The sequence below is a fragment of the Microcoleus sp. F4-D5 genome, assembly GCF_036704885.1.
Lineage (GTDB): Bacteria > Cyanobacteriota > Cyanobacteriia > Cyanobacteriales > Microcoleaceae > Microcoleus.
This window is the reverse complement of sequence record NZ_JAUBSX010000014.1, coordinates 63536-89515: the sequence shown is the minus strand read 5'-3', so window position 1 is coordinate 89515 and position 25980 is coordinate 63536. Positions and strand designations below refer to the sequence as shown.

At 46.1% G+C, this 25980-nt stretch carries 23 protein-coding genes and 1 pseudogene; 6 read left to right on the top strand and 18 right to left on the bottom strand.

Features of this window, described 5'->3' with window-relative positions; genetic code table 11:
• Positions 1 to 118: 118 nt before the first annotated feature.
• From QUA80_RS09495 to QUA80_RS09445, 11 genes and pseudogenes are all read right to left on the bottom strand, one after another.
• On the bottom strand, positions 119 to 1201 hold the full coding sequence (locus QUA80_RS09495; RefSeq protein WP_333423551.1) for an AI-2E family transporter: 1083 nt from the start codon (positions 1199 to 1201) through the stop codon (positions 119 to 121).
• A gap of 261 nt (positions 1202 to 1462) precedes the next feature.
• On the bottom strand, positions 1463 to 2536 hold the full coding sequence (locus QUA80_RS09490; protein ID WP_333423550.1) for a D-alanine--D-alanine ligase family protein: 1074 nt from the start codon (positions 2534 to 2536) through the stop codon (positions 1463 to 1465).
• Positions 2537 to 2824: 288 nt separating this feature from the next.
• Entirely contained in the window at positions 2825 to 2950 is a 126-nt protein-coding gene (locus tag QUA80_RS09485) for a hypothetical protein (protein ID WP_333423548.1), read from the bottom strand.
• Between the two features lie 133 nt (positions 2951 to 3083).
• Positions 3084 to 4427 (bottom strand): tRNA (N6-isopentenyl adenosine(37)-C2)-methylthiotransferase MiaB, encoded by a 1344-nt coding sequence (gene miaB / locus QUA80_RS09480; RefSeq protein WP_333423546.1) that lies wholly within the window; start codon positions 4425 to 4427, stop codon positions 3084 to 3086.
• A gap of 276 nt (positions 4428 to 4703) precedes the next feature.
• A complete protein-coding gene (locus QUA80_RS09475; RefSeq protein WP_333423544.1) occupies positions 4704 to 5843 on the bottom strand; it encodes a DNA cytosine methyltransferase in 1140 nt (379 codons plus the stop codon).
• 180 nt (positions 5844 to 6023) lie between these two features.
• Complete coding sequence (locus QUA80_RS09470) at positions 6024 to 6452, bottom strand: hypothetical protein (protein WP_333423542.1); 429 nt, start codon at positions 6450 to 6452, stop codon at positions 6024 to 6026.
• Between the two features lie 413 nt (positions 6453 to 6865).
• Complete coding sequence (locus tag QUA80_RS09465) at positions 6866 to 8869, bottom strand: FHA domain-containing protein (RefSeq protein WP_333423540.1); 2004 nt, start codon at positions 8867 to 8869, stop codon at positions 6866 to 6868.
• A 247-nt stretch (positions 8870 to 9116) separates the two neighbouring features.
• Positions 9117 to 9395, bottom strand: coding sequence for a CHAT domain-containing protein (locus QUA80_RS09460; protein WP_333423539.1), 279 nt, complete (start codon positions 9393 to 9395; stop codon positions 9117 to 9119).
• Positions 9379 to 9648: pseudogene (locus tag QUA80_RS09455) on the bottom strand (CHAT domain-containing protein); the annotation flags it as partial. The gene QUA80_RS09460 and the pseudogene QUA80_RS09455, both read right to left, overlap by 17 nt.
• A gap of 166 nt (positions 9649 to 9814) precedes the next feature.
• Entirely contained in the window at positions 9815 to 9958 is a 144-nt protein-coding gene (locus tag QUA80_RS09450; RefSeq protein ID WP_333423537.1) for a hypothetical protein, read from the bottom strand.
• A complete protein-coding gene (locus QUA80_RS09445; RefSeq protein WP_333423535.1) occupies positions 9955 to 10191 on the bottom strand; it encodes a hypothetical protein in 237 nt (78 codons plus the stop codon). Before QUA80_RS09445 ends, QUA80_RS09450 begins: the two co-directional genes overlap by 4 nt.
• A 135-nt stretch (positions 10192 to 10326) precedes the next feature.
• On the opposite strand from QUA80_RS09445, the gene ahcY reads away from it, so the two are divergent.
• The 3 genes from ahcY to QUA80_RS09430 all read left to right on the top strand — a co-directional run bounded on the left by ahcY (position 10327) and on the right by QUA80_RS09430 (position 14116).
• The gene (ahcY, locus tag QUA80_RS09440; RefSeq protein ID WP_333423533.1) at positions 10327 to 11604 is read left to right on the top strand and encodes an adenosylhomocysteinase; all 1278 of its coding nucleotides are present in this window, start codon (positions 10327 to 10329) and stop codon (positions 11602 to 11604) included.
• A gap of 167 nt (positions 11605 to 11771) precedes the next feature.
• On the top strand, positions 11772 to 12386 hold the full coding sequence (locus QUA80_RS09435) for a DedA family protein (protein WP_333423531.1): 615 nt from the start codon (positions 11772 to 11774) through the stop codon (positions 12384 to 12386).
• A gap of 305 nt (positions 12387 to 12691) precedes the next feature.
• Complete coding sequence (locus QUA80_RS09430) at positions 12692 to 14116, top strand: NADP-dependent isocitrate dehydrogenase (protein ID WP_333423530.1); 1425 nt, start codon at positions 12692 to 12694, stop codon at positions 14114 to 14116.
• Between the two features lie 106 nt (positions 14117 to 14222).
• Here QUA80_RS09430 and QUA80_RS09425 read toward each other — a convergent pair whose 3' ends face one another.
• Positions 14223 to 14831: a glutathione S-transferase N-terminal domain-containing protein gene (locus QUA80_RS09425; RefSeq protein WP_333208294.1), complete on the bottom strand. Its 609-nt coding sequence runs from the start codon at positions 14829 to 14831 to the stop codon at positions 14223 to 14225.
• Positions 14832 to 14900: 69 nt separating this feature from the next.
• Here QUA80_RS09425 and QUA80_RS09420 point away from each other — a divergent pair, with 69 nt between their 5' ends.
• Together QUA80_RS09420 and QUA80_RS09415 are read left to right on the top strand one after the other, a co-directional pair.
• Positions 14901 to 15293: a DUF2358 domain-containing protein gene (locus tag QUA80_RS09420; protein WP_333423528.1), complete on the top strand. Its 393-nt coding sequence runs from the start codon at positions 14901 to 14903 to the stop codon at positions 15291 to 15293.
• 296 nt (positions 15294 to 15589) lie between these two features.
• Positions 15590 to 16762 (top strand): TRC40/GET3/ArsA family transport-energizing ATPase, encoded by a 1173-nt coding sequence (locus QUA80_RS09415; RefSeq protein ID WP_333423526.1) that lies wholly within the window; start codon positions 15590 to 15592, stop codon positions 16760 to 16762.
• A 124-nt stretch (positions 16763 to 16886) separates the two neighbouring features.
• Here the strand turns inward: QUA80_RS09415 and QUA80_RS09410 are convergent, their stop codons facing one another.
• From QUA80_RS09410 to QUA80_RS09385, 6 genes are all read right to left on the bottom strand, one after another.
• Positions 16887 to 17180 carry a hypothetical protein gene (locus tag QUA80_RS09410; protein WP_333423524.1) on the bottom strand — a complete coding sequence of 98 codons (294 nt, stop codon included), beginning with the start codon at positions 17178 to 17180 and terminating at the stop codon, positions 16887 to 16889.
• Positions 17170 to 17466 (bottom strand): BrnT family toxin, encoded by a 297-nt coding sequence (locus QUA80_RS09405; RefSeq protein ID WP_333423523.1) that lies wholly within the window; start codon positions 17464 to 17466, stop codon positions 17170 to 17172. Before QUA80_RS09405 ends, QUA80_RS09410 begins: the two co-directional genes overlap by 11 nt.
• A 261-nt stretch (positions 17467 to 17727) precedes the next feature.
• Positions 17728 to 18384, bottom strand: coding sequence for a transglutaminase family protein (locus QUA80_RS09400; protein WP_333423521.1), 657 nt, complete (start codon positions 18382 to 18384; stop codon positions 17728 to 17730).
• Complete coding sequence (locus QUA80_RS09395) at positions 18381 to 20693, bottom strand: DNA phosphorothioation-associated putative methyltransferase (RefSeq protein WP_333423519.1); 2313 nt, start codon at positions 20691 to 20693, stop codon at positions 18381 to 18383. Before QUA80_RS09395 ends, QUA80_RS09400 begins: the two co-directional genes overlap by 4 nt.
• A 222-nt stretch (positions 20694 to 20915) precedes the next feature.
• Complete coding sequence (locus QUA80_RS09390; RefSeq protein WP_333423517.1) at positions 20916 to 24335, bottom strand: response regulator; 3420 nt, start codon at positions 24333 to 24335, stop codon at positions 20916 to 20918.
• A gap of 120 nt (positions 24336 to 24455) precedes the next feature.
• Positions 24456 to 24887 carry a response regulator gene (locus QUA80_RS09385; RefSeq protein WP_333235355.1) on the bottom strand — a complete coding sequence of 144 codons (432 nt, stop codon included), beginning with the start codon at positions 24885 to 24887 and terminating at the stop codon, positions 24456 to 24458.
• A 260-nt stretch (positions 24888 to 25147) separates the two neighbouring features.
• On the opposite strand from QUA80_RS09385, the gene purC reads away from it, so the two are divergent.
• On the top strand, positions 25148 to 25876 hold the full coding sequence (gene purC / locus QUA80_RS09380) for a phosphoribosylaminoimidazolesuccinocarboxamide synthase (RefSeq protein WP_333423515.1): 729 nt from the start codon (positions 25148 to 25150) through the stop codon (positions 25874 to 25876).
• Positions 25877 to 25980: the final 104 nt, after the last annotated feature.

The following is a 25980-nucleotide window of genomic DNA, read 5'->3' as shown; positions in this document are numbered from 1 at the left end:
AGCCTCAAGCAGGAAGTAAAAAACCTGTAAATCCTCAAGCTAAAGTATTAACTAAACCTCAGTCAAAATAACCGGAAAAACTCTTTTAAAATCTAAAATTTTAACAGAGTTGGCAATTTTATTGCTCCATAGGTTCAATGGAACTAACCGAATCGATTTCCCTCGACTTGTGCCTCGAAATTTCCAAAATATCAACAGTATTCTTAATAAAACCAGCCATCGGCACAGCAACTAACAAACCGGCTACTCCCGCCACCTTAACCCCCACCAGCAGCGCCACTAAAATCCACACGGGATTGAGACCGATAAAACCGCCTAATAACCGAGGAGCAACCCCGCTTTCAATTATTTGCTCAATTACTGTAGCGACAGCTAAAACTGTGACGCCCAGCCAAAAGTTGTTTAATGCGATCAGCAAACTGACAATACAAATACTTAAAGGTGCCCCGAAGGGAATTATGGTCATTACACCCACACCCAAACCGAACAGCAGTCCGAAGGGAACTCGCAAAATTAAGAAAGCAACAGTCATCGACAGTCCCATCAAACCCGCCAAAGTTGCTTGCCCGACGAAGTAGTTGTGGAAGCTGCGCGCCAGCAACTGTCGCAATTGAAGGCTCAGCTTGGAGGGAAACCATTTAAACAATCCTTCCCACACGCGATCGCCGTGCAAGAGCAAGTAGAATGTCACGACTATTGTGAGGAGGAAATTCAACAGACTGTCTGCAGCACCCAAACCAAATTTGAGAATTTCGCCTGTGAGAGACTGCAATTGCAATGAAAGTCGATCGCTCAATTGGGTAGTCAAACCGCTGACATCAATGCGGAGATTGCGATTTTCCGCCCAATTGTGGAATGCTTCAATCTGTTCTGTGCCAGAAACTATCCAAGTCGGCAGTCGGGTGGCGAGTTCAGTGATTTGGTTTAGCAGAATGGGAGCCAGAGTTACACCTAAAACCACCAATATCAGTAAAGTCAAAAACAATACCGACAAAACTGCTCGATCGCGCTTCAAGCCGTATCTGTGCAGAAAGCGCACTGGATAATCTAGCAAAAAAGACAGCACTGTAGCCACTACCAAAACTGTAATCAGGGCGCGAAAATATTCAAAGACTAGGAGGGCTAACCAGCAGTTGAGTACCGCTAGGGGAAATACCAGTCCGTAAGTCCACCACTGCGGCAGTTGAGTGAAACGTCTCATCTAAGTTAATCGAGCTAAAATTTGAGATGCAAGATGTGAGATTGACACTGCTATTCGCCGTTCTCCGTTAACCATTTTATGTTGCATTTATTTATACCCGACCGCTGAAAATTCCCCGTTGCTCGACCAGCAGCGGAAATTGGGTTGCTGGCAGGCACTGCCTGCCACAACCATGTTATATCGTTTCCGCTGGTATGGATATATCACCTGCGAAAAAAATATTTTTTGCTGTTGGCAAGGCAGCATTTTGCAGCGCGCGATTCAACCTTTTTCCCCGTGCCGTTCGAGAGCTAATTGAATTAAACGGTCTACTAATTCCGGAAAAGAAATGCCGTCCGCTGCCCACATTTGCGGATACATACTGGTAGCTGTAAAGCCTGGAAAAGTGTTGATTTCGTTAATCAAAACTTCTCCGGTTGATTCAATGTAGAAAAAGTCTACTCGCGCTAAACCTGCCGCGTCTACAGCCAAAAATGCTTGCACTGCCATTTCTTGGATTTGCGACGCGATCGCACTGCTGACTTTTGCCGGGATTGAGCAGTCGGCTTGTCCCTGGGTATATTTAGTTTCGTAGTCGTAGAAATCGCTTTGAAAAGTAATTTCTCCCACCGTTGAAGCTTGGGGATTATCGTTACCCAAAACTGCACATTCTAATTCTCTAGCAACCACACCCGCTTCGACAATTATCCGCCTGTCGTAGCTGGCGGCGCTGTCGAGTGCTGCTTCTAACTCAGCGCGCGATCGAGCTTTAGAAATTCCCACAGACGAACCCAAATTCGCCGGTTTGACAAAGCAAGGATAGCCCAAAGTTGCTTCAATTTTATCACATAGTTTTGGGAAAACGCAAGGATTAGACCAGATTTCAGAACGGTTGACAGCGATGTATTTTACCTGCGGTAAACCAGCCTGAGCAAAAGCCATTTTCATGGCAATTTTATCCATTCCCAGCGCCGAACCTAAAACCCCGGAACCAACAAAAGGAACTTGCATTAATTTCAGCAACCCTTGCACCGTACCGTCTTCGCCGTTTGGCCCGTGCAAAACAGGGAACCAAACATCTACGGCATTAAAATTAGGAAACTGTCGAGATGTGGAAGAGTCATCTTGTGCTGGTTGTTCCTCTATTTCCACAGGTTTTCCGCTGGCTAAGACTTGTTGAGGTAATGTTCCCGACAGCCAGCGGCCGTTTTTTTGGATATAAAAGGGCAGAACTTCGTATTTAGAGGCATTTTCGTCAGCAGCGAGGGCGCGGGCGATCGCCCGCGCCGAACTAATTGAGACTTCGTGTTCGCCCGATCGCCCCCCGAACAATAGCCCGATCCGCATCTTTGTCATTTTTCACTACTCCTAGGACTTTTCGACAAATATACACGCAGTTAGCGCAACTAACGCAGAGACGAACTGCTTTAAGACTATTTATCTCTTCTGTTTCACTCTTTCTCAGTCTCCTCTGCGAGCTCTGCGGTTAAAATCCCCCCTCCCGCCTTTCACAAGCCTGAATTCCTCCCCGGTCATTTTCAGTTAAAACGCCGCCACAATCCACAGCAAACAGCCACATTTACTCAAAAATTGCATCATGTCCCTCAGCATTCGATTCCGGTTTTTTCCCCTCACTTGAAACAGTTAATTACCTCGATCGTCTTTCAGCGCAGCCCGATATTCCCGGAGTAAACATAAACGCTCAATACTCCAGTCTTCATTAGTTTTAGGAATAGTTGTTTGCAGCAAAATGCGAATTAGTTCCTGCATAATTTGCTGCCGATATTAAATTACTTCTTCCCCCAAATCTAGTGGCGATTTGACCAGCTTACAATTTCTGTTTTGAGTATTGAGTTTGCCAACATTATTGTTGGTAATTCAACCCAAAACCCAAAACTCAAAACTATTCCACTATTTTTCCGGTCAAACTAAAAGCGCGAATATCTGTAATTTTAACCCGCACCATTTTACCTGCCAATTCAGCAATATCGCCCTTAAAAAATGTGAGGCGATTGCCGCGAGTGCGTCCCATCACCTGAGTTGAATCTTTAAGATTTTGGGCTTCCACCAAAACCTCTTCAGTGCGTCCGAAATAGCGCTGCGATCGTTCCATCGCCGTTGTTGTCACCACATGATTGATCCGTTGCAGGCGATCGGCTTTCACCTCCTCACTCAACTGATTTTCCCACAAAGCCGCCGGCGTTCCCGGACGTGGCGAATAAGCAGCAGTATTCACCAAATCGAAACCAATATCTTCGATTAACTTCAAAGTCTTCTCAAACTGCGCTTCCGTCTCCCCGGGAAAACCGACAATCGCATCTGCAGTAATCGAAGCATCCGGCATATAACGGCGAATTGTATCAATAATCCGGCGGTATTTTTCCTGAGTATAACCGCGCGACATCGCCTTCAAAATATCATTATCTCCAGACTGAAAAGGAATGTGAAAATGTTCGCAAACCTGCGGTAATTCAGCACAAGCCTTAATCAATCTCTCCGTAAAATAGCGCGGGTGGCTAGTAGCAAATCTGAGGCGATCGACACCAGGCACATCCTGCAAAAAATAAAGCAAATCCGTCAAAGTATGCTGGTGGCTGCCGTCCGGTTTTGTCCCCGGCAAATCGCGTCCGTAAGCATCAATATTCTGCCCCAACAAAGTTACTTCCTTATAACCTTGGCGACCCAAATCCTCCATTTCCGCGCGAATTGCCTCCGGCATTCGCGACTGTTCAACCCCGCGAACATTCGGAACAACACAATAAGTGCAGCGTTCATTGCAGCCGTAAATTACATTCACCCAAGCAGTCACCTTGCTGTCGCGGCGCGGCTTAGTAATATCCTCCATAATCTCAACAGCTTCAGTCGCCACAACTTGATTGCCCTCAAAAACTTGTTCCAGCAAATCTTCAAGTCGGTTAGCGTGTTGCGGCCCCATTACTAAGTCTAATTCCGGCACTCTCCGCAGCAGCGCTTCACCTTCCTGCTGCGCGACGCATCCAGCTACAACTAAAGTTAAACCCGGTTCTTGGCGCTTGCGATGAGCTTGCCTTCCTAGGTTAGAATAAACTCTTTGTTCGGCATTATCGCGAATCGTGCAAGTATTGTAGAGAATCAAGCTAGCTTCGTTCGGGTCTTCCGAGAACTCAAAGCCCATATTTTCCAGAATGCCGGCCATCCGTTCCGAGTCGGCTTTATTCATCTGGCATCCGAAAGTAGTGATGTGATAGCGGCGGGGTTTAACGGTCATGGCGAATTGCAGGCAATAAAAAATATAGGTTGTCAACCTTAACAATTTATTATAACACTTCTCTGTTAAACGAGATACGTCTGGTAATTGAGACTTTTAGTAATTGTAGGGGGCGCATTGCGTACCTTATTTTAGTAATTCTAGGGTTGCAATGCGCTCTTACCGCTACTGGATATTTTAGTAATTCTAGGGTGCGCCCTGTGCTACTTACCGTTACAAATAGTTTGAAATCAGCGACAAATTTGGCGAACTCTGGTATCTGGCTATTCTGTTTTTTTAGTGACCTAAAAAATGTAAAATTGTTTTGGCAATACCTTGTGCAGCCAAATAAGGAACCCCATTGCCAACAGTTTTAAACATATTAGTCAAGGTCATCTTAGCGGGCAGGGCAAACTCTTTGGGCAGTGACTGAACAGCCAGCGTTTCTGCAACAGAAAGCCGGCGAAGTTTGTAAGGGTGCAAGTGAACTTCGTTATTGCCGTAACAAGCTGTTGGCGAATAACGCCACCTGTGCAATCGCTTGAAAGATTTTTTTGAATCATCTCCTTCATCAACCGAAGCAAACCGCTTAATGCCTGCTTTGGGTTGAAAATAGTGTTTGGCATTGGGATGGTTGAGAACGTCATTTCTTTGGAACCAAAATTCAACCGTTAACTCTTGGGGGATGCCATCAGGACACGGCAAGAAACAATCACGTGCAAATGCCGTTCTCTCAGGCCAAGGATGAGAAAAAATTTCTGATTTTGAATATAAAATTTGACTTTGCCAAGGAAATAAACTTTCGGTTAACATTTGGTTTTTTTCCTCTAGGGAAATACCCAGATTTTTGACAATATTTTTTCTAACCCCAATCAAAATAATTCTATCCCTATCTTGCGGGACACCGTATTCTATCGCATTAATTAAACGTTCGGCAAAAACGTATCCCGACTCAGACAACTGATTTTTGAGTGCGTCGTAAAAAGATTTATGTTTTTTTGTTTTCCACAAACCTTTAACATTTTCAAATAAAAAGAAATCTGGCTGCTGCTGACAAATCAATTCAATATAGGAAGCAGAAAGTTGACCTTTATCTCCTTCCCCACCTCGGTTTTTGCCGCCAATAGAAAAGTCAGGACAAGGCGGCCCGGCGATAAATCCCACAATATCATGATGCTTCCGGGCATCCTGCATCAATTCCCGCAGGCGAATAGCTGGTTCTCCCCCTACAAGTTGAGTTACATCTGCTTCTTCTCCTTCGCAATATCCGTATTCTGGTAGCGGCGAATTCAGGCACTGCCGAGAATAGCGGTATGCTTGCATGAAAGGTGGGAAAATTTCATTGACATACGCTATATTAAAGCCGATCGACTCAAAACCGAGATCGAGCAAGCCAGAACCAGAAAAAAATGAGAAAATACAAGGAGGACGGTGCATTGAAGGATGCCGACAATTTTGAGTTGAGCTTACTATAAATTATGTTGGGCGCCCAGGGAGCGGTACACCTGACTGTAAATTCTGTTGGGAATTGGGAATTGATAGAATAGCCGGAGCGGGTTTATGAGATTATTGGTTTGAGGCGATTATTGTTGGTAAAACCCGCCCTTACAGGTATTATTAAAACCATTGCCCGCCTCGGAAACGCCAGTATGGAAAGAAAATCCGCATCAGTGTTTGGGAAGCCAGATAAATAGCCAGCCACACTAAACTGTAATGCAAAGCAAAAGCTCCCAAGTCAAAATCTTGTGCAGGTATCCCGGGCAAACCGATAACTTTGATTAAAAATAACACAAAAAGTGCTTCCCAAATTCCAGCGAGCAATTGAAACGCGCCGGGCCAATCTCGATCCCAGCGGAACTGCTGGATGTATATATATAAAGCATCCCAGCCGATGCCAAAAATCGCTACATACCCTAAAATCCAGAAAAAGATTGAGCCTGATTGGGAGGTAATTAAACCCATAAAAAAGGGTAGCGTTACTAAAACGCCTGCGGTTGCAAATAACAGTAACCGAGTTTGCCAGCGGCCGAATAAAGTGGGAGTCATGCGATTTTAGATTTTAGATTTTAGATTTTAGATTGAATGGGAAGGTTGTGCGATTTTAGATTTGGGAGTTTAGATTTTAGATTGAATGGGAAGGTTGTGCGATTTTAGATTTGGGAGTTTAGATTTTAGATTGAAGGCGAAGTCCGTTTTAATCAGTTAAATCTGACATCTTTTACTATTTTTAAGAACAGGCAAGATGCCTGTTCCACAGAGAGTGAGTTTTCTTGTGAGGTGGGCATCCTGCCCGCGCAAGATGCCCGTTCCGCGAAGAGTGACTTTTCTTGTGGGGTGGGCATCCTGCCCGCCCGTAAAAAACCTGCTCGCCCGTAAAAAACCTATTGAAAATGGTGCAATATCTCCGTTAAATCCATTAAATCCCGTACATTGCTTGTTGTCGAACTTCGTCCCTCAAGTTAGTCGGGAGATTTATTGAAAATCCACTTCAACCACTGCACAAACGATCGCCAAACGCTCAATTTCCGCACGCCCGCAGCTCGGTTTGCCGCCAGACTTTCAACGGAACGCAAGGCGGCGTATTGCAAGCCCAAAAAACTGTCTACGGGCGCGTAAGGCCCTCCCAAAGTAATCGCGCCGGCTGCGTATACCCGGCCTTCTCCGTTGCTAGCAGAAGAATTCCGCAATTCCGGCACTTCAAAATCGTTGTTAACATTCAGCCGCCCGAAACCGTTGAGGGGAAGATTGTATTGAGCTACCAAATCGTTTAACAGGGGACTGGTTTTTACCTTAGCGTCCAAACCCGTAGCATCAATAATAAAATCAGCTTCTAACTTAATTTGCCCCTTGAGTTCCTTCTCCTGAATGTACGTCACCGTGCGGTTTTGACTGTCGCGCTCGACTCGCTCGACTTCCCCGAAGGTAATTTGATACCATCCTTGACTTAAACCTTCTTTGACAATCCGCCGCCAGTCGCTGCGCTGGGCTGTGGTAGTGCCGCCCCAGTCGGTGAGCAACTGCGGCCGAAATTCAGGGGCGGCTTTTTCCAAAAGTACGCGGAGTTCCCCGCCCCAGCAAGCTTTCGGCCAGTTGAAAGGTTGAAATTCGTAGTGATTTTCGACTCTTCGCTGAGCGAGTTTAAATTTGTTGCCTTGGGGTTTGGGCGATCGCATCAAATGCAATACTTGAATATTGCCGTTCCGCTGTCGCGCTTCGTAAATCCGCTGCACCACCCGCGAAGCCACAATTCCCCGGCCTCTAATTAACACGCTGCCGCCCCTGGCCTCCAATTTTTCGTAAACGCTGTCGTGGTTTTCGTAAGCGTTGACAACCGACTCAAAATCCTGGGTTTTTTCGCGGTAAGCTTGCAAGTCGGGCAGAAATTGAATCGCGGGATAGCCGGTGGCTAAGTGTACGTATTTGGCGATTAAAAAAGCGTGGTCGCGGCGATCCGCATTCGATCGAGAATAAGCGATCGCGTACCTGCCGTCATCTGTTTTGCGAATTCCCCGCACTCTACCGTAGCGAAACATCTGATTCCACCCAATTCGATCGACTTCCCTGTCAATAGAATCAAACACATTCCCCGCGCGAGGCGTATAAGTTTCGGCAAAAGTCGGTTCGGCAAACACCTGCCACATCAACTTTAACGACATCCCCAAACGCCCTTTGTGCAATTCCTGCCAAGCTTCCCGCAAAGCATAGGGAGGCCACCCCCAAATGTTGTCTGGACAGGAGTCAGAATTCGATCGCAGGCGTTCCCGCAGCGGAATTTGAGAATTCTGGCACAGACGGCTATAGCGGGCGTAAGGCTGGTTTTCCATGCCCAAAACCGCAATTCGATCTGTTTTCACGCCGCAAATTCTGAGCAAATCCACCCACATCAAGCTGCCCAAACCCCCGCCAACGGCAGCCCAATCAACTTCTGCCACAGGGAGTCCCATAGATTGGAGCGATCGCATTGTCACTTGAGAAGCGTGCAAAAATTCGATCGGCGGAAATTCTCCCCTACTGCCTGTTTGAGGAAGCGGCGACACCGGAAGCTGGCCCAACCCGGGGTCTGGTCCATTTGTCTGCGGGTTAAAGAAAATGTGAGAATTTACCGACGGTGTTTCTGGGGAATTAACAGCAAATGAAATGCCGATCGCGTAGGGCCCAACTTGCAGCATATCCCCGTTTGCCAGCACGCACCGGGTTTGGCGAACTCCGTTGACAAAAGTACCGTTTCGGCTGCCCGTGTCAATCACTGCGATCGTGTCGCCTTTCCTGGCAATCACTGCGTGGAAGCGAGAAACTTGACTGCTGCTGAGGGCAATTCTAGAAACTCGTTCCCCGTTGATTGTGGCGGGCATAGCATCAAAAATTCTTCCCAAAGCGATGGGCAAGTCGAGTATCGGAGACCGACAATCCCCGGTAAGTGTATCGTTCCAAGTCAGTCGCAGGCGCAATGGTTGAGGATTCATGTCGTTGAGCGCAAAGCTTTAAGCTATCAGTTATTAGCTTTAAGGATTTTAGGTAGGAGACCGATTTTGTAAAAAACGTTTTTAAGGTGAATAGTCCTGGACGCACGATTCTTGAGAAACCGGGTTTTTTACGAACAGACTCGTTGTAGACCGCACCCAACCTAAAAAACCCGGTTTCTCGGTTCCGATGCGTCCAGGACTGGTGAATGTATTTTGCTCGTTCAATTGCAAAAAACTCGCCTATTGCTTACTCGCATTTTCCCCTTAAAGTAAATGCAGCCCTGTTAATACGGTTAAGATATTCCTTCGCCACTGTCAGCATTGCTTGGCCCAGTGCCTGCGCCTTGTCAGGATTTGCCTGCATTTGGCGATCGAACTCCATCATTAACAAACAGGTTGGGACATCTGGAACAGACCAAAGTGAGAGAACAACACTTGTAACACCTGCGGTCATCACAGAAGCAGACAATCCAATCACGCCGTCGCCAGTAATGATACCTCTACCAGTATTACAGGCACTCAGCACTCAGCACTACTAATTCAGCTTGCAGTCGCCCATCGAGGATTTCATTGGAAGTCAGCAAGCCGTCATCCGTTTGAGATGCAGCCTGGGCAATCGCTTCCGGTACTTCGCTCTCTTTTAATTGGTTGAGCAAGCCGTGAGTTGCTAGGTAAATAATTTTAGCATTCAACATCAGTTGCTCAATCGCGGATTCTGTTGCTTGTTTGCCAATTGGGAGTTGAGTGTTGAGAATTTGGCCAATTGCGATCGCTTCTTTGTCCGATCCTGGCTGCCACTAACTGCCGCCGCGAGTTGCCAATCTGAGATATTGCCGGATTTCTTACTATCAGTAAATTTTTTCCCCGGTCAGTGCAATTGATAAATTTATCCTGTACGCTGTCTCGCTTTTCGGGTTAGTTGCAATATTTGAATCGCTGGTGTTATCAATTAGTATGTTTGGCTGTGAAGTATTTTGCCTCGGGAGCATCTCGTATTTGTAAAAACAATTCTTCTGGCTCCTTGCTTCTGACTCTTTCCTCGCAGCAAGAGATCCTCAAAAGTCCAATTTCTAGCTGGGCTGTTTTCATGGAGATGCTTCCAAAGCTATCGCCCTTTCCGCTGCGGCAATTTCTAGGACTGTATCGGTTTTATGCCGAGCAATTAAAGCTGTTTCCAGGAAATCACAGGTATCAGGTTGCTTGCCAAAATTAGTAACTCGATCGGCATTAATCATTCCCACTCGCAGCGAATCCCAAATTGCGATCGCCCGACAGGAAATTTTGACGCAGATGTGTGGGTGACTCCCCTGCGCCGGTCGCAATTTGGTCGATCGAACACCATCAAAATTTAAGATTCGCCTCGCCCGCGGCGATCGAGTAAAATCACAGCACTTGCCCGCCGAGGGGTTAATCTGCTAAAACTAACAAAGTTTGATGATTTCTGGGAAATAACATACATGGTTGCTACATCCGTCAAGATTAAGCACGAAGTCAAAGACTTGTCCCTTGCCCCCTTGGGAAAACAACGCATCGAGTGGGCCGGCCGGGAAATGCCCGTTTTGCGGCAAATTCAAGAACGCTTCGCTAAAGAAAAGCCTTTCGCTGGCATTCGCTTGGCTGCTTGCTGTCACGTAACCACAGAAACCGCTCATTTGGCAATTGCCATCAAACTCGGCGGTGGCGACGCCGTACTGATCGCCAGCAACCCCTTGAGCACTCAAGATGACGTAGCTGCTTGCTTAGTAGAAGACTACGGCATTTCCGTCTTCGCCCTCAAAGGAGAAGACGCGGCTACCTACGAACGTCACGTCTACACAGCCCTAGACCACCGCCCCAATATCATTATCGACGACGGCAGCGACGTAGTAGCGGCACTGATCCAGCACCGCCCGAACCAAATTGCCGACTTGATCGGAACTACCGAAGAAACTACCACGGGCATCGTGCGCCTGCGGGCAATGTTGAAAGACGGCGTGCTGACTTTCCCGGCAATGAACGTCAACGACGCCGACACCAAGCACTTCTTTGACAACCGCTACGGTACCGGTCAATCTACCCTAGACGGCATTATCCGCGCTACCAATATTTTGTTAGCAGGTAAAAATATTGTAGTTGCAGGTTACGGTTGGTGCGGCAAAGGCACGGCACTGCGGGCTCGCGGCATGGGTGCTAACGTAATTGTTACTGAAATCGATCCGATTCGGGCGATCGAAGCAGTGATGGACGGTTTCCGCGTCATGCCGATGGACGAAGCAGCAACAGTCGGAGATGTATTCATTACCGTTACCGGCAACAAACACGTCATTCGTGCCGAACATTTCGAGACAATGAAAGACGGCGCAATTGTTTGCAATTCCGGTCACTTCGACATTGAAATTGACCTCAAATCCCTCGGCGCAAAAAGCACCGACGTGAAAACAGTCCGGTCTTTCACTCAAGAATATCACCTCAATAATGGCAAGTCGATTATTGTGTTGGGCGAAGGCCGTTTGATCAACTTGGCAGCAGCCGAAGGACACCCCAGCGCCGTGATGGATATGAGCTTTGCTAACCAAGCTTTAGCCTGCGAATATCTGGTTGCGAACAAAGGCAAACTAGAACCCGGTATTCACTCAATCCCCGTGGAAGTTGACAAAGAAATTGCCCGTCTCAAATTGGAAGCAATGGGTATTCACATTGATACCTTGACTGCCGAGCAAATTGAGTACACAAACTCTTGGACTTCGGGCACTTAATCATCGTTTATCGTTCCCCGGCGGTGCCGGGGAATGAATACAAGGAGGCTCTGCCTCCCTCATGGGGAGTCGAGGCAGAGCCTCTAGATATGTGTTCCCAGGCACCGCCGGGGAACTAGCAAAAACGAGCAAAATACAAAGTAACTATTACCAATTATTAAATCAAAATGGTTGAATGGATAACTAACACAATGCAGTCGATGGGCTATCTGGGAATTGGCCTGTTGATGTTTTTAGAAAATCTTTTCCCCCCCATTCCCTCAGAATTGATTATGCCGCTGGCAGGATTCACGGCATCGAAGGGCGATATGCAGTTGGCACCGGCGATCGCAGCAGGGGTAATCGGTACAGTTTTAGGGGCGATTCCTTGGTACTATGCGGGTAAATTATTGAGCGAAGAACGCTTGAGGAATTTAGCCGACAAATACGGCAAGTGGATAACAGTATCGGGTGCCGATATAGACAAAGCAAATAGATGGTTTAACAGACACGGCAAGAAAGCCGTGTTTTTGTGTCGGCTGGTACCGGGAGTTCGTACCCTGATTTCCCTGCCCGCTGGCATCAACAATATGCCTTTAATTCCTTTTTTACTCTACTCAACAGCAGGCACTATTTTGTGGGTAAGTTTTCTCACTTTTGCCGGATATAAGCTCGCCGAAAATTATGCACTTGTAGATGAATATCTCGGTCCTGTTTCAAAAATAGTTGCCGTGATTATTGTCATCTGGTTTATTTTGTGGGTGGTCAAGAAAAATATGCAGAAGGAAAAATATCGCAAGTAAACGCACATATCCTCACAACAATCTGCGTTAATTTGCTGTTAAAAAGCAACCACCCTTTGGACTCGCTTCTAGCATTTTCCCAACAGTAGCACTGACATATATGTGGCCTATCTGATAGAATTTTCTGCTATATTTGCTACTTTCTTAAATTTACTTTTAAATTTACGCTCGCCAGCTCGTTAAAGTGACTAGCAGCCGATCGCCCAAACATCAAACTTAAATTTAGACAAATATTTAGGATTTATGGAGGTTTAGGCAGATAATCGTGGCAAAATAGGAAGACTTGCTATCCGCGCTGTTAAGATATGTACGAAAAGATTGTAGCCCCGACAACTGGTTCTAAAATTACTTTCAAAGACGGTTTGCCGATCGTCCCCAATGACCCGATTATTCCCTTCATTCGCGGCGACGGTACGGGCGTTGACTTGTGGCCAGCATCCCAGAAAGTCATGGATGCTGCGGTAGCAAAGGCTTACGGTGGCGATCGAAAAATCAACTGGTTTAAAATCTATGTAGGCGACGAAGCCTGCGATGTCTACGGTACTTACCAATATCTGCCCCAGGATTCCTTAGACGCAATCAAAGAATACGGAGTCGCCATCAAAGGGCCGCTGACAACCCCAATCGGGGGCGGCATTCGATCGCTAAACGTAGCTTTGCGGCAAATCTTCGACCTTTACGCCTGCGTGCGGCCCTGCAAATATTATGCTGGAACACCATCGCTACACAAAACTCCTGAACTCCTAGATGTAATTATTTACCGGGAAAATACAGAAGATATTTACCTCGGAATTGAATGGGCAAAAGGCAGCGAAATCGGCAAAAAATTGATTGAATTCCTCAATAATGAGTTAATTCCCGCAACACCAGAACACGGCAAAAAACAAATTCGCCTCGATTCGGGAATCGGAATTAAACCCATTAGCAAAACAGGTTCTCAGCGTTTAGTACGGCGCGCCATTACCCACGCTTTGCGGTTGCCAAAAGATAAGCAGCAAGTGACTTTGGTGCACAAAGGCAATATCATGAAATACACAGAAGGAGCTTTCCGAGATTGGGGTTATGAGGTGGCAACCACCGAATTTCGCGAACAGTGCGTAACTGAAAGAGAGTCTTGGATTCTGGGCAACAAAGAAAAAAATCCCGACATTAGCTTAGAAGATAATGCTCGCCAAATAGATCCGGGATACGATGCTTTGACGCCAGAAAAACAAGCCAAAATTCGTCAAGAAGTCGCCGACGTTCTGTTTGCAATTTGGGACAGTCACGGCAGCGGGCAGTGGAAAGACAAGATTATGGTCAACGACCGAATTGCTGACAGTATTTTCCAACAAATTCAAACCCGACCGGCCGAGTATTCGATTTTGGCGACCATGAATCTGAACGGGGATTATTTGTCTGATGCGGCCGCCGCCATTGTCGGCGGATTGGGCATGGGCCCCGGTGCGAATATTGGTGATGAATGTGCTGTTTTTGAGGCCACTCACGGCACTGCACCGAAACACGCCGGTTTGGATAAAGTCAATCCCGGTTCCCTGATTTTGTCTGGGGTGATGATGTTAGAATACATGGGATGGCAGGAAGCAGCCGAGTTGATTAAGAAGGGTTTGGGAGCGGCAATTTCTAACGGTGAAGTTACTTATGATTTGGCAAGGTTGATGGAGCCGCCGGTGCCAGAGTTGAAGTGTTCGGAGTTTGCGGAGGCAATTATTAAGCATTTTGCCGATTGAGTTTGACGGCTTTTTTTGAACGGGCTAGAAGCCCGTTCCACAACCAGTAAACTTGCTTTGTGGGGCGGGCGGGACGCCCTCCAGAAAATACAATTTAGATGGGGGTTTATAATGATGGAACAGCCATGCCGCGCTCAACGGCGGGACGCTTCTGCAAGGTTTCTACCCAACGTTTGAGGTGGGGGTGGTTGTCGAGGGTTAATCCTTGAAATTCGTAAATAGCAACCCAGGGATAGGTAGCAATGTCGGCAATTGAATAGTCGCCGCAGATGTATTCGTATTTTGCTAGTTGAGTGTCTAATACTCCGTAAAGCCGCAAGGTTTCTTTTTCGTAGCGCCCGATCGCATAGGGAATTTGTTCGGGTGCAAAGCGTTTGAAGTGGTTTAGCTGACCAAACATCGGGCCGACGCTGGCCATTTGAAACATCAGCCATTCCATAACTTGAAAGTATTTTTGTTTGTCTGTGGGCAGAAATCTGCCGCTTTTTTCGGCAAGATAGATCAGAATAGCGCCGGACTCGAAGACGGTGATGCCGTTATCTCGATCGACTATCGCCGGAATTTTGCTGTTGGGGTTGATTGCGATGAACTCTGGGCTAAATTGGTCGTTTTTTGTGATGTCGATGACGTGCACGTTGTAGGGTAAACCTATTTCTTCGAGCATGATCGAGACTTTGCGACCGTTCGGTGTGGTAAAAGTGTATAGATCGATCATAAGTTGTCCGCCTTTTCTCAAGCAGGTATAAACTATATTATAATAATTTCAGGCAAATAGCTAATCATAATGGATATTATTGAAATTCTCAAAGATGATTATCAAAGATTCCCCAAAAATCAGACTTACAACATTTACGCCCAAGATGTTTATTTTGAAGACCCGGTGAATCGATTTACCGGAATCGATCGCTACCGCAAAATGATCGGGTTTATGGGGACTTTTTTTCAGGATATAAATCTCGATTTGCACGGGATTTCGCAGTCGGGAGATACTATAGACACTCGCTGGACTCTGAGCTGGATCGCACCGCTACCTTGGAAACCGAAAATGGCGATCGCCGGTAGGAGTGAACTGAAAGTCAACAGCGACGGTTTAATTGTTTCTCACATCGATTACTGGGACTGTTCGCGGTTGGATGTGCTCAAACAGCTTGTATTTCCTCTGACAACTAATGTTTGATAATTTTTCTTAGGTTTTTTAGCAATAAAAAATAGTGTTTCAAGAGCGAGATCCCTTTTTAACCGCAGATGTTAGCAGATAAACGCAGATGAACGCTGATGGATTTTTATTTGTTGCAATTGATATCTGAGATAAATAATTTTAACTGCTCTTGACATTGCAGCAGTTTCGTGGATCACGGCAAATGTGGTATGTCTGGCGGCGCGATCGCCCAAATTAATTCCCCACTAAATTAATTTATGTTACATAACGTTACAATATAGGAGTAAATTACTTTCAGGCGAGCTAAACAATCAATGCGCTTAATATTAATGACTGGAAAAGGCGGTGTCGGCAAAACCTCCGTAGCCGCTGCGACTGGGCTGCGGTGTGCCGAATTGGGATACAAAACCCTAGTGCTGAGTACAGATCCCGCTCACTCCTTAGCCGACAGCTTTGACATGGAACTCGGGCACGATTCGCGGCTGGTGAAACCGAATTTGTGGGGAGCAGAATTAGACGCTCTCAGGGAATTAGAAGGCAATTGGGGAGCAGTTAAGCGCTACATTACTCAAGTCTTGCGAGCGCAGGGGCTCGAAGGGGTGCAAGCTGAAGAATTAGCCATCTTGCCAGGAATGGATGAAATCTTCGGTTTAGTGCGAATGAAGCGGCATTACGACGAAGGCGAATTTGATGTTTTAATTATCGATTCTGCTCCGACTGGCACAGCATTAAGACTGCTAAGTTTGCCGGAAGTTGGCGGCTGGTACATGAGAAAATTTTACAAGCCGCTGCAAGGCATATCTGCTGCCCTTAGACCTTTAGTTGAACCTATTTTTAGACCGATTGCGGGTTTTTCTTTGCCAGACAAAGAGGTGATGGATGCACCTTACGAATTTTACGAACAAATTGAGGCTTTGGAAAAGATTTTAACGGACAATACTGTAACTTCGGTAAGGTTAGTTACCAACCCAGAAAAAATGGTAATTAAAGAATCTCTGCGCGCTCATGCCTATTTGAGTTTGTACAATGTAGCCACAGATTTAGTAGTAGCTAACCGGATTATTCCCGCCGAAGTAACTGACCCATTTTTTAAACGGTGGAAAGAAAGCCAGGAACAGTACCGTCAGGAAATTCACTCAGATTTCATGCCGCTGCCAGTTAAGGAGGTGCCACTTTATTCCGAAGAAATGTGCGGTTTGGCAGCTTTGGAACGGTTGAAAGAAACGCTTTACAAAGACGAAGACCCAAGTCAAGTTTATTACCAAGAAAATACGATTAAGATCGTGCAGGAAAACAATCAATATAGTCTTGAACTGTATTTGCCCGGAATTGCTAAGGATCAGATCCAGTTGAGCAAAACGGGAGATGAGTTGAATGTTCGGATTGGGAATCACCGCCGTAATTTGGTGTTGCCGCAAGCTTTAGCGGCGCTGCAACCTTCGGGGGCGAAGATGGAGGATGATTATTTGAAGATTAAGTTTGCTTAACAGGACTTACGCACTATCAACCTAAAAAACCCGGTTTCTCCCTTGAGATATTGAGGCATAAACCGGGTTTTTGACCTCGCGTGCAGGTATCGATCGCCTTTTTGTACTGCTGGCTAGATACAATTTAACAGGACTCAGCACGAAGGACTTCCTTTAATGCCTCATCAATCACTGCATCGCTGACACCTCGACGCTTCAAACTTGCTACTAAAGCTGTCACTGTCTCGCTCTCAAATCGTTCTAAATCAACGCGCAAACCTTGACCGATATAAGCACGAATTAATGGCTGATAACCCGAAAAACCCAACAATGGTGCAACTTTCTTTAAATCTTCCACAACATCTTCGGGCATACGGATAGTCACGCTAGTCATTGGACGGTTGCGGTTTAATCGCTGCTTTAATGCTTCAATCTTCATACTCTGCCCTCTCCTGACGAGTTGCTTTACGTGCTGAAATAATCCGAATGACATTCTCTTCACGCTCAACGTGAACCACATACAGTAGATTCCACCGACTATCTAGCCCAATCACAGCATCACGCGCTTCCTCATTGCGGCTGGCATCAACGACAACTAGAAATGGGTCAAAGAAGCATTCAGCAGCTTGTTGAAAAGTAACCCCATCATGATTTGTGGGATTTATCCGCGCTTTTGAGTCATCCCATACAAAGGTAATGCCATTGAGCACGAAGTATACATTCATGCTCCCTAGTATAGGGAAAATGTATTTACAATGTCAATACGTTATTCACAAGAAACGATCGTTTTCAAACTACTGCCACAGCCTGTGCTGCTTGTTGGGGCTTTTCACTGTTTGTGCATGAACGCGAACGACAGGGTTTTGTTTATTTTTTCACTTTTGAATAGCTTGTATCCGAGCAGCTCATAAAGACGAATGTTGCGGCTCTTTTGCCCGTGAACAATTTAAAAGGCTGCGCCTGCCCAAAGCAGGATTCGATGTGTATCATAGCAGACCATAACTCTTCGCGGACTCCAACGAAATGTCTGGGAGATTACGAAGCATATCATCCCATCTCTTCTGTGCTTGCAGTGCTTCTATAACGACTTGAAGCGGCTCTGAGAATATGGCTGGAAAATCTGCCTCTTCAGGAAACTGAATCTTAAACGCTAACTGTTCTTGAGGTGGAGTGAACTGAGCGTTGACTGCTTCTTTGTTACCTCTTGCATCTACTCGATACCAACCAACTTCAGGTAAATGAATTGCATTGAAACCGTGCAAACTATACGGCGCACCCTTGTCATCAATACTCAACCGCTGGTAGCAAAGACCTGCTGGTATTTCATTTGCTCTTAGTAACGCTGCTAACAAGTGACTTTTCGCATAGCAATACCCTGTTTTGTGCTGAAGTACATCTGAAGCTCGACAGGTCACAGGACTCATTTGATAGTCATAACTGTGACGAATTTCATCTCGCACCCACTCAAAGCAAGCCTTAGCTATCGCCGTTGGTGTGTCATATCCCGATGCGATTTGTTTAGCACATTCCTTAATTTCAGGATGCTGCCAATCAATAACTTCACTCACTTGCAAGTATTTTTCCATGTCAACCGCTAGGAACGCTACAGCCTCAATTTTAAACACCTTACCAACAAATTTCAACTGTGTTCGCCACTAACTTTTTCATCCTCTGCCCCCTCTGCGCCCTCTGCGGTTCGTTCAATCTTTCCCGCATTAAACTCTATCTTTTTCTGAGAGCGTTCCGACGCAGCTTTTTGCAGCATTTTCAACTTTTCTGGGTCAGCATCTGATCGCCAAAACAAGCGATGACCCTTAATTTTAACGCAATTTTCCTCTAAACACTTCACCCATTCCCGATGTTTTTTAACTGCGCCACGATCCAGAATCCCTAACTTTTCTTCTTGGCGGCTGAGTTTCGCAAATTTTTCGTAATGCGGATAACTAGCAGTAACAAAAGCTTCTTTTCTCACTAAAATTGGCGGATTGTAAACATCCGAGTAGTCTTGATAGCTGACAGAAAGGTTGCGCAAATGTATGTGCATAGCCGTGTGCAGGGCTGGATGCGGGTTAGTGTCAAAATCGGGATAAAATAAATAGGAAATTTGAGGTTTGCGAGCGTAAAATTTGATGATTGTCGCGCCGTCAAGTCTGCCAATTGTGCGGTTTGCACAGCCTTCATACAGCCGCAGTAAAGGGTCGAGTTCTTCTAATGCAGAGACGTGAACTGAAAGAGTACCGGGCTGTTTGTAGCCGATCGCACTATCTTCGCAGCAATCGGCAACAATATCAGCTTTGCCCAAACTGTACAGCATTAAATCAGCCAAAGTGCAAGCTTTTTGATAATTGTCAAACAAACCTTTGATGTCGTTGCGGATTTGAGCCGGGAGTCGGCGGATTGAAGGCCGATCGCCCAAACCGTTGAGAGCGAGATATACCAGCAAATCTTGACGGCGCTTGTCGGCGATTTTCTCCCAATCATCCGCATCCGTTGCTTGCAAAATCACCCTCCAAGCGCGATTAAAACTGTGAAATTCCTCCTTAATTGGCGATTCTTCCGCTAATTCGCCTTTAACCGGAAGCCGGCCCCGATCGCTCACAAAAGCCATCAAAGGAGCCAACATATCCGCATAATCCTCAAACCGCTTAACTTGCGATCGCACTCTGGGCGTCGATAAGTGCGATCGAAACCGAGAAGCACGAAAACTTTCACCCTCCGCAGCATCCCGAAACACAAAATAAATCCCCAAAGCCACAGGAATTGCATCAACACTCAAAACTTGGTCTATATAAACCTTCAACTCTTCTTGTTCGTAATACTTCTGAAAAGTATTTCGAGAAGTAATCACCCCATCCCCATAAGCAATTTGACCTCGATCGCTATCATCAATCAAAACCTGAGCCGCCACAACTAATAAATTCTTAGTTAATTCCCAAGCATTCAGCAACGCTTCTCGGCGTTCCGCCAAAGATTCAATTACATTAATCACATAACCAATATTCACAATATCCGCACAAACTCGCGGAGTATCCGGCTGATAGTATGGGTCCCAACCAGAAATAGCATAACCCTCTTGTGCAATATATTTAATATCCCCGCCGTAACCGCAACCGTAATCAAAAAAAGTCGCCCCATCGATTGCTAAATCAGCTTCTAAAACCAAACGCAAAGGTTTAGAAAGCGAGTTACGTACCATCGCAGCTTTGTGTCGCTCGATTTTAGGAATTGAAAGATCGCTATTCTCCTGTCTCAAACGCTCGACTACAGCATGATCTTGAATTTCGACACCGCAATATCCTAAATATTTGAGCCAACCCTCGCGAGTGCCGATAACGCTAGTATTGTCAAGCAGTCCCCATCCTTCCTCGCTGCGAGTGAGTCGAGCAAACTTTTCGTAATTCGGATAATCCGCACTTATAAAAGTTTCCTTCCGGTGCAAAACCGGGGGATTTTCGCTGTTGCTGTAATCGAAATATTTAACTTGCCCTGTTTCGAGATTAATTTGGATGCTGGTTTGCAAAGCAGGGTGAGCATCTGTATCGAAATCAGGGTAAAAAAGATAAGATATTTTAGGTCGAGCAAGTGAAAATTTAACTAAAGTTGCTTCTTCAATATTTTCGAGAGTATGTCTGGCACAATTTTCGTAAATTACGAGTACAGGATTGAGTGTCGGCAGAGCCGAAACGTGAATGTAAAAAGCCGTCGGTAATTTTTTTCCAATCTTGCTTTCCCGACAGCAGCGAGCTACTTTTGCAACCAGATTATCCACCACAACTGCCTGATATTCTCCCTCGTTACCCGCCAGATCTGGGGAACGCATAGCCGGAGGATCTGCCTCCTGTTCGTACAACAAAACTTCCCGAGCAAAAGCCATCAAAGGCGTCAGCCTTGCTCCATTATTTTCTAATTGTTTGCTCTCTAAGATAGTGTTTTTACTGGTATCGTAAGTCATAGCTAAATTAATTTTTTTTAATTAACCGCAGAGAACGCAGAGGACACAGAGTGAAGAAAGAAAGGAATCAAGAAATAGAACTTAGGGAGAACTTATATATTTAGGGTGGGCAGTCCGTACTTTATCTCTTTATTTCTCAGTCACGCGAAGGCTGATTTGGTTGGTATAGTTGCGATTTCTATTCCTGACTATAATAATAATCGACTACCATCTACTAGCAGATCAACCAAACATTCGATTTTCTACAAATTCTTTAACTCGGGCTAAATGACTTGATAAACTCATTAATATGTTCTCAACCCCCTCAATTGTTGACAGTTCCAGAGCTAGCGGTTCAAATTGAAAGACTCGCGCTTGATGTTCCAATTGTGCAGCTAAATTCGACATCAAAGCAACTCCCACATTAGCTGAAGTTCCCTTGAGACGATGTGCTTGATATTCGACAGTTTGCCAATCTTTAGCTTCTACAGCTATTTTGGCAGCAGCCACATCAGCTTGCGCGTTTCCCACAAATGCTTGCAAAAGTCGCTCTGGCAATTTAATATTAACTCGTCCGAGTTGCTCCAATCTGCTCTTGTCGAACAGTCCGTCGCAGTCTGCGTGTTCCCAACTTGGAAGTGCGATCGCCCTTGGTGGCGGCACACCCACAACCTGCGCTTTTTCCCAAACTTCTTTATAATTTGTTGCTAAGTGAGAATTGTTTTCCCACTTAATACTTTTAACTCCATACTTATTTTCAAACTGAACATTTTGGGTTTCATACTTTTTCAGTGCCGCCGCCAAAGCATCTAAATCTACAGGTTTGCTGAGATAATCATCCATCCCCGCCGCCAGACATTTTTCTCGTTCCCCCGGCATAGCGTGAGCAGTTAAAGCAATCACAAAAGTATGCCGATCGCCTCCTTCGATTTCCCTTAACTTTTGTGCAGTTTCGTAACCGTCAAGTATCGGCATTTGACAGTCCATCAGCACTAAATCATAGGTGTTGTCTGCCAGCAAATTCAGCGCTTCTTGACCGTTGGCGGCACAGTCAGCGTGATAGCCTAAAACCGCTAACTGTGCGACAATAACTTGTTGATTGATCGGGTGGTCTTCCACCAGTAAAATTCTCAGCGATGACGGCGAATAGGGAGTAACATCTTGAGAATTAACTGCTGGCAACTTGTCAGTATTAGCAGCTTCCAAGTTCCCAACATTTCCCGTTTCCTTAACAGGGGCCAGCAAAGCTTCAAGCAGGCGGGAAGGCCGCACCGGTTCGAGTACATAGCCGCTAAAACCCAGGCTGCAAAGCGCTTCAGCTTTCGACTGTTCCCGCAAAGCAGTCATGGCGATTAACGAGCCAACTGCCTGTATAGATCGCACTTTCAAACCAAATTCCTCCGCATTCAAATCCGGCATTTGCAAGTCCACAAGCACTCCATCGCAGCTTTTTTTCCCTGCCCCCGAATGCTGAGAAATCCCGCCCTGAGCATTTTTCAACCAAGTCAAAGCATCAGTAGCACTTTCTGCCTCGTCGCAGCGAGCACCCCAACTTTGAGCGAGCGATCGTACCGCCGCCCTCCTCAAAGCGCTTCCAGAGACTACTAACAGCTTCTTACCCGCAAGTTCTGGCTCACGAGGCTCAACTTGCAACTGTTTTTCTAAAGGTATAGCAAACCAAAAAGTCGAACCGCTGCCTAGCAAACTGCGAACCCCAATGTCGCCTCCCATTGTCTCCACTAACTGCTTGCAAATAGCCAAACCCAAACCCGTCCCGCCGTAAGGCCTAGTAGGAGAATCGTCTACTTGAGAAAAAGATTGGAACAGCTTTGTTTGCCCTTCTGCCGAAATTCCAATGCCAGTGTCCCGCACCGAAAATAGCAATTTGGCTCCTTCGGGGCCTCCGGTCGATCGATCGCCCCGCTTGACAGTTATGTGAACTAAAACTTGACCGCGATCGGTAAATTTTATCGCATTACCCGTCAAATTTAACAAAATTTGCTTTAACCGGCCAGAGTCGCCCACTAACTTTTTCGGCACCGAACTGTCAACTAAAATATTCAATTCAATATCTTTTTCTTCTGCCAAAGGTGCTATGATTGCTATCACCGATTCTATGCAGTTATCCAAATCAAAATCAGCTTTTTCCAGCCGCATTTCTCCCGCTTCAATCTTAGAGAAATCGAGAATATCATTAATCACGCTCAGCAAATGTTCAGCACTGCGGTAAATAGTCTGAGCGCACTCCCGCTGTTTCTGTTCCAGAGGAGCGCGCAGCAGCAATTGAGCCATGCCCAAAACCCCATTCATCGGAGTGCGAATTTCGTGACTCATGTTTGCCAAGAATTGCGACTTCACCCGGCTCGCTTCTAGGGCAGTTTCTCGCGCTTCCACCAACTCATTAATCTTGTCAGCCACCATCACAATTCCCCCGACTTGGCCGTCGGGATTGTACCAAGGGTGAGCGGCCCAGCGCAGGTACATCACAGAACCGTCTGCTCGTTCCCAAGCATCTTCGCTCACAGAAACTACCTCACCTTTAAGCACTTGTTGATACATCACTTTCCAGCGATTTGGCGTATCTGGAAACAATTCGTAATGACTGAGATTAGTTAGTGACTGCCACTCGAAATTAAATTGAGTCAGCCATTTGTGAGAGTTAGCTAAATAGCGCATTTCCGTATCGAACATCGCCATTGCTACCGGGACGCAATTAATAATTTGTTTCAGTTGCTGCCGTTCTCTTTCTAGAGCATCTTCCGCCTGTTTCCGCTCAGTAATGTCGCTAATCATGCCGGCCATCCGCACCACTTTTCCTTGGGAATTTCGCTGAGCTTTTCCCTGAGAAGTGCAGTAACGATAAAAACCGGAAGAGTGCAGCAGCCGGAATTCTACATTGTAGTCTATTTCTTGTTCTAAGTGAGCGGCGATCGCCGTGACAATGCCCTCCTTGTCCTCCGGGTGCAGGCGGTTGTAGAGAGCTTCCATAGTGCTGCCAAATTCCTCCCGCGACAAACCGATAATTTCCAAAAGGCGATCGTTCCAATAAACCTCGTTTTTACTTAAATCCCAATCCCAGATTCCGTCGTTCACTCCCTCTAAAACTAACCTGTACCGTTCCTCGCTTTCCTTAAGTTTTTCACTCGTATGAAACGCCTCAAATTCGGCGCGGTAAACGCGAATGGCATTGTACAAACTGCGGGCCAAACTCTCTGGAGACATCTTGCCTTTAGCGATATAATCAGAAGCTCCCGCTTTCATCAATTCCACAGCAATTTGTTCGTCGCCTTGACCTGTGAGCACAATTAAGGGAACTTTTATCCCAGCTTCCCGTACATCTTGCACCAAAGTCAGTCCGTCTCCGTCGGGCAAGCCGTAGTCTAGAAATACGCAGTCAAATTTGCACTCAAATATCTGATTTAATAGCAGCGAATTTTCTGGCTCCTCAACCTCGTTTAAATAATATTGAGATTTATCTTGTTTTGAGAGTTTCGCGATCGCCTGGTTAGAATTTTTACTTACCGAGAGTTTGGTCAGGGCATCCGCGCAGTCTTCTGCTTCTGTAACTTCTGCCGCAACCCCAGCGGACTTGAGCGAGCGTTTGACCGCCATCCGATCGACTGCATCGTCATCAACTATCAGAATTTTGAGAATTTTGTCCATAACAACCGAATTGTGGATTACTCCGAAAAAGTTGCAGTCTGCAAAAAGAAATTAAAACAACTGCACAGATGAAAAATCACAAACCACATTGTTTTTTTTGATTATTAAATATTTACTATTTTAGGGGATTTCGCTCAACATCCAGTATCTGTTGAGGGTAGCCATAACTTCCACGAAGTTAGAAAAAGTGACAGGTTTAAGAATATACCCCGCTACATTTAAATTATAAGCTTCTACCTTATCTCTATCTTCATTAGAAGTTGTGAGAACGATCACCGGAATCGACCTCAAACTTTCATCCAACCGCAATTCTCGCAAAAACTCGATCCCGTTCATTCTCGGCATATTCAAATCAAGCAAAATCAACCGGCGCGCTTGAGGCATTGCAGGCTCTATTTTTGCTTCTCCGCGCAATATAGCTAGAGCTTCTAATCCGTTGGCAGCCATGTAGAGGGGGTTAACGATGTTATTTTTTTTGAACGCTCTCCGGACGTTCATCACATCAACCTCATCATCTTCGACCAAGAGGATATGAATTTTTTTGTCTTCCATAAATCAGCCATTTTACAGATGTTGTTTAAGCGCCAGTTTCGTTGGCGAGGTTCAGTCAGTACAGATCGCGAACCCAGCAGCTCTAATTTCTATTGTCCTTTGTCAAGAATCATTTATGCCTCAGCCAATCGCGTTATCTATCTACAGGCGTATTCGCCCGTCAGAGCATCAGCGGCGCAGCCGAGAACCAAAAACTCGCCAATAACGCCCGATCGAGCTACTGTAAAATCTAAAACTCATCTACATTATTATTAATTGCCATGTCAGCCGATCGCAAACTCTACGAAGGCAAAGCCAAAATCCTCTACTCCACCGAAGACAACGAAATTTTGCTGACCCACTTCAAAGACGACGCCACCGCCTTTAACGCCCAGAAACGCGGCAGCATCGCCGGCAAAGGCGAAATCAACTGTGCCGTATCCGCGCACCTGTTTCGGATGCTGGAAGCCAAAGGCATTCCCACCCACTACATCGACACGCCGGCCCCCAACGAAATGCGAGTCTGCCGCGTCCAAATCTTGCCCTTGGAAGTAGTTGTCAGAAACATTGTCGCCGGCAGTCTTTGCAAACAAACCGGACTCGCCCTCGGCACAACGATCGATCCGCCGCTGGTCGAGTTTTATTACAAAAACGACGATTTGGGAGACCCGCTGCTGACCCGCGACCGACTGCTGTTAATGCAGCTAGCCACCCCCGAACAAGTAGACCAACTAGACATCGCCGCCCGCGAAATTAACGAAATACTCAAGGAATTTTTCAGCCAGTGCGGCATCACCCTGGTAGACTTCAAACTAGAATTCGGTATCGACCAACATCAAAATCTGATCCTCGCCGACGAAATCAGTCCCGACACCTGCCGCCTCTGGGACAACGCAGAAGCCGACCCCGACGCCCGTGTTATGGACAAAGACCGATTCCGCCGCGACTTAGGATCGGTAGAAACCGCTTACCAGCAAGTTCTCCAACGGGTTCTCGCTCAGAAAGTCTAGAGGCCTTGGTAATGCGCTAGAATTGCACAGTTTGTTACCCTTCTGCTTTCGATGTCAGCAATCAGCGGTCAACAGTCATCAATTAGCGATCAGCGCGAAATTCA

Coding starts and splice junctions, on each gene's coding strand:
- QUA80_RS09485 (WP_333423548.1), bottom strand. CDS start 2,950: ATGCAGGAACTAATTCGCATTTTGCTGCAAACAACTATTCCTAAAACT.
- QUA80_RS09450 (WP_333423537.1), bottom strand. CDS start 9,958: ATGAAAACAGCCCAGCTAGAAATTGGACTTTTGAGGATCTCTTGCTGC.
- QUA80_RS09390 (WP_333423517.1), bottom strand. CDS start 24,335: ATGGACAAAATTCTCAAAATTCTGATAGTTGATGACGATGCAGTCGAT.
- QUA80_RS09385 (WP_333235355.1), bottom strand. CDS start 24,887: ATGGAAGACAAAAAAATTCATATCCTCTTGGTCGAAGATGATGAGGTT.
- QUA80_RS09470 (WP_333423542.1), bottom strand. CDS start 6,452: ATGACTCCCACTTTATTCGGCCGCTGGCAAACTCGGTTACTGTTATTT.
- QUA80_RS09415 (WP_333423526.1), top strand. CDS start 15,590: ATGCGCTTAATATTAATGACTGGAAAAGGCGGTGTCGGCAAAACCTCC.
- QUA80_RS09395 (WP_333423519.1), bottom strand. CDS start 20,693: ATGACTTACGATACCAGTAAAAACACTATCTTAGAGAGCAAACAATTA.
- ahcY (WP_333423533.1), top strand. CDS start 10,327: ATGGTTGCTACATCCGTCAAGATTAAGCACGAAGTCAAAGACTTGTCC.
- QUA80_RS09420 (WP_333423528.1), top strand. CDS start 14,901: ATGGATATTATTGAAATTCTCAAAGATGATTATCAAAGATTCCCCAAA.
- QUA80_RS09465 (WP_333423540.1), bottom strand. CDS start 8,869: ATGAATCCTCAACCATTGCGCCTGCGACTGACTTGGAACGATACACTT.
- QUA80_RS09405 (WP_333423523.1), bottom strand. CDS start 17,466: ATGAATGTATACTTCGTGCTCAATGGCATTACCTTTGTATGGGATGAC.
- QUA80_RS09435 (WP_333423531.1), top strand. CDS start 11,772: ATGGTTGAATGGATAACTAACACAATGCAGTCGATGGGCTATCTGGGA.
- QUA80_RS09490 (WP_333423550.1), bottom strand. CDS start 2,536: ATGACAAAGATGCGGATCGGGCTATTGTTCGGGGGGCGATCGGGCGAA.
- QUA80_RS09425 (WP_333208294.1), bottom strand. CDS start 14,831: ATGATCGATCTATACACTTTTACCACACCGAACGGTCGCAAAGTCTCG.
- QUA80_RS09495 (WP_333423551.1), bottom strand. CDS start 1,201: ATGAGACGTTTCACTCAACTGCCGCAGTGGTGGACTTACGGACTGGTA.
- QUA80_RS09410 (WP_333423524.1), bottom strand. CDS start 17,180: ATGAAGATTGAAGCATTAAAGCAGCGATTAAACCGCAACCGTCCAATG.
- purC (WP_333423515.1), top strand. CDS start 25,148: ATGTCAGCCGATCGCAAACTCTACGAAGGCAAAGCCAAAATCCTCTAC.
- QUA80_RS09475 (WP_333423544.1), bottom strand. CDS start 5,843: ATGCACCGTCCTCCTTGTATTTTCTCATTTTTTTCTGGTTCTGGCTTG.
- QUA80_RS09430 (WP_333423530.1), top strand. CDS start 12,692: ATGTACGAAAAGATTGTAGCCCCGACAACTGGTTCTAAAATTACTTTC.
- miaB (WP_333423546.1), bottom strand. CDS start 4,427: ATGACCGTTAAACCCCGCCGCTATCACATCACTACTTTCGGATGCCAG.